5 protein-coding genes are annotated in these 6,798 nt (G+C 70.0%); 1 reads left to right on the top strand and 4 read right to left on the bottom strand.

What is annotated here, in order from left to right:
- Positions 1-294 precede the first annotated feature (294 nt).
- Positions 295-1,893, bottom strand: a complete 1,599-nt coding sequence (gene serA / locus ACWDSJ_RS36920) for a phosphoglycerate dehydrogenase (RefSeq protein WP_450037471.1) — start codon at positions 1,891-1,893, stop codon at positions 295-297.
- Positions 1,894-2,356: 463 nt separating this feature from the next.
- Between serA and ACWDSJ_RS36915 the strand changes: the two genes are divergently transcribed.
- Positions 2,357-3,421 (top strand): alkaline phosphatase family protein, encoded by a 1,065-nt coding sequence (locus ACWDSJ_RS36915; RefSeq protein ID WP_450037470.1) that lies wholly within the window; start codon positions 2,357-2,359, stop codon positions 3,419-3,421.
- A 682-nt stretch (positions 3,422-4,103) separates the two neighbouring features.
- On the opposite strand, the gene ACWDSJ_RS36910 is transcribed toward ACWDSJ_RS36915, so the two are convergent.
- The 3 genes from ACWDSJ_RS36910 to iolD all read right to left on the bottom strand — a co-directional run bounded on the left by ACWDSJ_RS36910 (position 4,104) and on the right by iolD (position 6,793).
- A complete protein-coding gene (locus ACWDSJ_RS36910) occupies positions 4,104-4,313 on the bottom strand; it encodes a cold-shock protein (RefSeq protein WP_387355798.1) in 210 nt (69 codons plus the stop codon).
- A gap of 11 nt (positions 4,314-4,324) precedes the next feature.
- Positions 4,325-4,843 carry a winged helix-turn-helix transcriptional regulator gene (locus ACWDSJ_RS36905; protein WP_387355796.1) on the bottom strand — a complete coding sequence of 173 codons (519 nt, stop codon included), beginning with the start codon at positions 4,841-4,843 and terminating at the stop codon, positions 4,325-4,327.
- 108 nt (positions 4,844-4,951) lie between these two features.
- The gene (gene iolD, locus ACWDSJ_RS36900; protein WP_450037468.1) at positions 4,952-6,793 is read right to left on the bottom strand and encodes a 3D-(3,5/4)-trihydroxycyclohexane-1,2-dione acylhydrolase (decyclizing); all 1,842 of its coding nucleotides are present in this window, start codon (positions 6,791-6,793) and stop codon (positions 4,952-4,954) included.
- Between the last annotated feature and the right edge of the window lie 5 nt (positions 6,794-6,798).

The raw sequence follows: 6,798 nt of genomic DNA, 5'->3' as shown, positions 1-6,798 counted from the left end.
CCCTTTATTCGGATCCGCACCCCTTGCAGGGCTCTACAACGGGTGCGGATCCGAATAAAGGGTGCGGCTGGGTTGGTGCACCTGGGGTTGGTGCGCCAGGGGTTGGTGCGCCAGGGGTTGGTGCGCCAGGGGTTGGTGCGCCAGGGGTTGGTGCACCTGGGTTGGTCCTGGACCGAGGGTGGGTCGTTCCCGACGGGGCTTCCTCTGAATCCGCTCAGCGGGCCGGTACCCCACGTTCCCTGTTGTTCCGGCCCCCAGGCCGGAACAACAGGGACTCGCGAGATCCCTACCGGCTCAGCTCAAGTCGACGACGGCGACCTTCGCGGCGCCGACGGCTTCGGCGATGGACTGCTGGACATCGGCCGGGACCTCCTTGGCGACGCGGAGGATGACCGTGGCGCCCTCCTGGTCGACATCCTGGCTGAGCTGGGCGGCCTGGATGTCGATATCGGCCTCGCCGAGGATGGTGCCGATCTTGCCGAGGGCGCCGGGGCGGTCGTCGTAGTTGAGGACCGCGAGGTTGAGGCCCTCGGCGCGCATGTCGTAGTTGCGGCCGTTGATGTTGACGATCTTCTGGACCTGCTCGGGCTCGGTGAGCGCGCCCGAGACGTTGAGGGTGCGGCCGTCGCCGAAGACGGCGCGCAGGTCGACCAGGCTGCGGTGCGAGGGGCTCTCCGACACGGTGGTGACGGTGGCCTCGATGCCGCGCTCCTTGGCCAGCGCGGGGGCGTTGACGAAGGTCACCGACTCCTCGATCAGGGCCGAGAAGATGCCGCGCAGGGCCGAAAGTTCCAGCACCGCAACGTCTTCCGAGGACAGCTCGCCGCGCACCTGCACCTCGAGGCTGACCGGCAGCTCGCTGGCGAGCGCGCCCAGCAGCGCGCCCTGCTTGCGCACGATCTCGAGCCAGGGCGCGACCTCCTCGCCCACCGCGCCGCCGGTCACGTTCACCGCGCCGGGCACGAATTCGCCTGCGAGCGCGAGCAATACGGACTTGGCGACATCGGTGCCCGCGCGATCCTGCGCCTCGGCGGTGGAGGCGCCCAGATGCGGGGTCACCACGACCTGCGGCAGCTCGAACAGCGGGCTGTCGGTGCACGGCTCGGTCTCGAACACGTCGATGCCCGCGGCCCGCACGTGCCCGGACTTGATGGCCTCGGCCAGCGCGGCCTCGTCGATCAGCCCGCCGCGCGCGGCGTTGACGATGATGACGCCCTTCTTGGTGAGCGCCAGCTTCTCCTTGCTGAGCAGGCCCTTGGTCTCCGGCGTCTTGGGCAGGTGGACCGAGATGAAGTCGGCGCGCGCGAGCAGCTCGTCCAACGTCAGCAGTTCGATGCCCAGCTGCGCGGCGCGCGCGGGCGAGACGTAGGGGTCGTAGGCGACGATCTTGGTCTCGAAGGCCGCCAGCCGCGCCGCGAACAGCTGACCGATCCGGCCGAGCCCGACGACGCCGACGGTCTTGCCGAAGATCTCGACACCGTTGAATTTGCCGCGCTGCCAGGTGTGTTCGCGCAGCGTGGCGTCGGCGGCCGGGATCTGCCGCGCGGCCGCCAGCAGCAGTGTGACCGCGTGCTCGGCGGCGGTGTGGATATTGGAGGTCGGCGCGTTGACGACCATGACGCCGCGCTCGGTGGCCGCGGGCACGTCCACATTGTCGAGGCCGACACCGGCGCGGGCGACGATCTGAAGGTTCTTACCGGCCTGGAGCACCTCGGCGTCCACGGTCGTGGCCGAACGCACCAGCAGCGCGTCCGCCTCGGGCACGGCGGCCAGCAGCTCGGGTCGATTCGGGCCGTCGACCCAGCGAACCTCGACACCGTCACCGAGCGCGTCGACGGTCGACTGGGCGAGCTTGTCGGCGATCAGAACTACAGGACGGCCATTCTGGCTCACTGTGGGGCACTCCTGGGGAAGGGTTCGGAAATTACCGCCGCCAGCTTAATGGTCCACGATCCCGCCCCGCCTACCCCCTAGTAGTCGCCCGCCCTCAGTCCGTTCGACCGCTCGCACCGTTCCCGCTCGCGCACCGCACCCCCGCGCCCTCCGCCGTTCACCTACTTCCCCGGCCCGCGATCCCGAACCCGCACGGCTCCCGTTCACCGGCCGCGCCCCACGCATCGTCCGCCCCCGATCACCCGGGCCCGCAGACACAGAACCCTCGCTCCCTCCTCGATGGCGGCGCCCGACCATCAATCGGACAGGCACGGGACGGGCCCCCCATACTTCATTGCGAGCCGGACACCGCCGGGTGAACACCGTGAACCCCGCCCGTCGCTCCCGTGCCGACCCGGCGAAACCTCGGCGAAGAAACGCGTCGTGCCTGGCCAGCGGCCTGCAGACCCGTCACCGTGAGATCATGGCCCTGACCCGGCGTAGCTGTACGGTCCTGTTGGCGACCGGCCTGTTCGCGCTCGTCGCGCCCCGCGCGAATGCCGCATCGGGCACGAACAAGGTGGCCGTCATCGGCATCGATGGCTGTCTCTACAGCGAAGTGCTCGCCGCGGTCACCCCGAATCTGCGCCGCCTCGCCGCCGAGGGGACGCTCAGCCGCTACTCGATCGCCCCGCACACGACCGTCTCCTGCCCGTCGTGGTCGGCGGTGCTGACCGGCGTGTGGGACACCCGCACCGGCATCTGCGACAACGACGCCACCTGCACCCCCGAGCATCTCGGCCGCTTCCCCACCGTCTTCAATCGCGTGAAAACCGCCGCGCCACAACGAAAGACGGCCTCGATCGCGACCTGGGACACCATCTCCCGCATCGCCGCCACGGGCGAACCGCACGCCGATCTGATCGTCACCGCGGGCGCCAACGCCTTCGGCACCTACGGGTGCGAGGCCGAGATCGACACCGGCACCGCCGCGGCCACGGTCGCGGCGATCGCCGACGGCGCCGATCTCGTCTTCACCCACTTCGATCAGGTCGACATCGCCGGACATCGGCTGCGCGCGAGTAATCCGCAGGCGTACCGCGACGCCATCAGCCGCGTGGACGTCCTCGTCGGCCGCATCCGCGCGGCGGTCGACCAGCGCGCCCGCGCCCATCCCGAGGAACGCTGGACCATCCTGGTCACCACCGACCACGGCCACCGGCCCGAGGGCGGTCACGGCGGCCAAAGTCCGTACGAGGTGGCCAGTTTCGTGATCGCGTGGGGTCCGGACTTCCCCGCGGGCCGCATCCACAACGGCTACTCGCTGATCGACATCACCCCGACGGTCCTGGACTTGTTCGGTATCGCTCCCGTACCCGAACTCGACGGAAAGTCGTTGCGCGCCGGGGGTTCCGGCGATCCGCACGCCACCCCGCCGCACACCCCGGTGATCGGCCGCCCCCTCGATCCCGCCGCCACCCGGCTCACCGACCTGCCGTTCCCCTACGACGCGGGCTGCAAGGTCGGCTCGTCCCCGTCGGCGGGCTGATCGGCGCGCATGCCCGGTCGGCTCGTCCCCGTCCGCAGGCTGATCGGCGCGCACGCCCGGTCGGGACGGGCGCGTCCGCGAGCTGGTCGGCGCGCGCACGCCCCGTCGGCTCGTCCCCGTCCGCGGGCTGATCGGCGCGCACGCCCGGTCGGCTCGTCCCCGTCCACGAGCTGATCGGTGCGCATGACCGGTCGGGGACGGGCGCGGCGGCAACGGACGCGCGGAAAGTTATTTGCAGACGCCCACGCACAAAGACGTAGCTCATGAGTTGCGTGGCCGCTGCCCACAAAATTCGGGGCACCGGTTTTCGCGGCGGTGATCGTACCGTGATAGGCGACATACCGGCCGGGCCGGCGCGCCTGCCACGAAATAGGCCGGGCCCGGGCACGCGAGGTGCCCGGGCCCGGCCTATAGGTCGCCTACGCGACCGACACAGCAGCTCAGCCGCCGAAAGAACCCGTCCACAGGGTGTCCACGAGACCGTGGAGGGCGGCACCGAGGGTGTTGAACAGACCGTTCAGGGCGGCGCTACCGGTGTCGATGATAACGGGGATCATAAATACCTCTCCTATTGTCGAGTCCCAGTCGAACTGGCTGACAACCGCATATCGAGAAGATCAAGAAACCCGTTAACACTTATTTGCAGGGAGTGAGCCGGACAACACGAATCACCGAAATGTGATCACTCGCGCAGGACGCGAACTTCGCGTGCCTCCGGCCCGGCCTTGACGCGCCGGACCTCGAACTCCACCCGCTGTCCCTCGGTCAGCGAGCGGAAGCCCACCCCCTCGAGTTCGGTGTAGTCGACGAACACGTCCGGCCCGCCCTCGTCCGCGACGATGAAGCCGAAGCCCTTCTTACTGTCGAACCACTTCACGGTGCCCCGTGCCATCTCGCTGTCCTTCACCCGTCCGAGCCATCGATCCCATCGGTCCGATCCTCGGCCAGCGCGCGCTCGTAGGCCGCGCGCAAACGCTGCGAGGGAGGTGGACCATCGCCTTGGGGACGCGCGATACCCAAATGCAGTTCGCGCAGTTCGTCCATGAACTCGTCCCACAGCGCCGGACCGCCCTCCTCAAGCAGCTCCGCGCGCACGCGCAGCCGCACGGTGGTCGGCCGATGCCGCAGACCCCAGCTGCCCAAGTGTGCCATCACCGGGACGAGTTGGATGGCCGCCTCGGTGAGCCGGTATTCCGCCTTCTGACCGGGTCGGGCGTCCGCGCGGGTCAGCAGTCCGGCGGCGACGAGCCGCTTGAGCCGATCGGAGAGGATGTTGGACGCGATGCCCTCCTCCGATCCGGCCAGCAGCTCACGAAAGTGCCGGTGATTGCCGAACATCACATCGCGCAGCACCAGCATCGTCCAGCGGTCGCCGATCACCTCGATCGCGGCGTTGATGGGACATCCCGATCTGCCCTCCACCGCGCACCTCCACTTCCGAACCGATTGCGCTCTGCAACCAGCTTACCGGCATGTCACCGCGGCCCCGGCGGTGCGGGGCGGGTACGACGCTGTGGGCGGCCCCAGCGGTCAGGGGCGCAGCCGGCGGATCTGGGTGGCCTTTCCCGCGTCGTGCTCCGCGCGGCCCGAAAGATGTTCGGGCACACCGACTTCCCACCATGCCCCGGCCTCGGTCCACGCCGCGGGCTGGGTGCGCACGACCACGACGGCCGGACGGGTCCGCTGTCCGGCGGCGGCGCGAGCGCGGGCGTAGGCGTGAACGAAACCGTCCAGGTCGTCGGCGGTGAAGACGAGGCAGCCGAGAGCGTGGGCGTGCGCGGCGAAGTCGACCCGGGGCGGGCGGGTGTGGTTGGTGCGGCAGTCGGGGTAGAAGTTGTTGAACGCGCCCCCGCCCTGCCCCTCCTGCAACCGCGCGATGACGGCGTACCCGTCGTTGTCGCAGACGACGGCGACGAACGGGTGTCCGGCGAACGCCGCCGAGAACAGCTCGGAGTTGAGCATCAGATACGACCCGTCCCCCAGCAGCGTGGTGACCAGACCGCGCCGATGCGCCATGGCCGCGCCCCACGCGCCCGCCAATTCGTAACCCATGCAGGAGAATCCGTATTCGACGTCCATCGTGGGCTCGCCGCCGACCGCGCGCCAGCCGCCGACGAGTTCGCCGGGCAGTCCGCCCGAGGCGGTCATCACGTAGTCGGACGGTTCGCTGAGATCGTTGACGGCGCCGACGATCTGGGCATAACTCGGCAGACCGGCGCTGGGCGCGCGCAGCGTGTCGATATAGCGATCCCAGTCGCCGCGCACGGTCGCGGCGCGACGGCTCCACTCCGGATCCACCCGCCACCCGGCGAGGTGCGGCGCCAGATCCTCCAGTGCCGCAGCGACATCCGCGACGACGGCCAGGCCGCCGTGCTTGACCGCGTCGAAGCCGGCCGCGTTGACGCTGACGAGCCGCGCGTCCGGCGCGAAGACCGTCCAGGAGGCGGTGGTGAAGTCCTGCAAGCGGGTACCGAGCGCGAACACCAGATCGGCCTGTGCCGCAAGCGAATTGGCCGACGACGAACCGGTGATGCCGAGCGGCCCCGCGTAGAGCGGCTCCTCGTGCGGAACGAGGGTACGGCCCGCGGTGGTCTCGGCGATCGGAATGCCGTGCCGCCGAGCGAATTCCAGCGCTTGCTCCCCCGCGCCCGAATAGCGCACGCCGCCACCGAGAATGAGCAGCGGCCGCTCCGAATCCGTCACCGCGCGCGCCGCCGCGGCGATCGTGTCGCGATCCGGGCGCGGCCGCCGCACGCTGTGCACGACGGGTTGGAACAGGCTCTCCGGGAAGTCGAAGGTCTCGGCCTGCACGTCCTGGGGCAGCGCCAGCGTCACCGGTCCGGCGTCGGCGGCGTCGGTGAGCACGCGCGCCACCTGCGGCAGCGTCGAGATCAGCTGTTCGGGCCGGGCGATGCGGTCGAAGTAACGGCTCACGGCGCGGAAGGCGTCGTTGGCGGTGGCGGTGGGATCGCCGAAGTGCTCCACCTGTTGCAGCACGGGATCGGGGGCGCGGCCGACGAAGGTGTCGCCCGGAAGCAGCAGCAGCGGAAGGCGATTCGCGTGCGCGACGCCCGCGGCGGTCACCATGTTGAGCGCACCGGGCCCGATCGAGGAGGTCGCTACCCCGACCTGTCGGCGATGCGTGGCCTTGGCCAGACCCACCGCGGCCAGGGCCATACCCTGTTCGGTGTGCCCGCGCCAGACCGGGAGCACGTCGCGGCGTTCCTCGAGCGCGGTGCCCAGGCCGAGGACGTTGCCGTGCCCGAAGATCGCGAACACGGCCGGGAACAGCGGCGCCTCGCGGCCGTCGAGGGTTTCGGAGTGCTGGGCGATGAGCCAGGCGACGAGTGCCCGCGCGGTGGTGAGTTTCATGGCTG

This window comes from Nocardia sp. NPDC003482 (assembly GCF_053588115.1).
The sequence above is the reverse complement of the archived record's forward strand: the minus strand, read 5'-3'. Positions and strand labels throughout refer to the sequence as shown.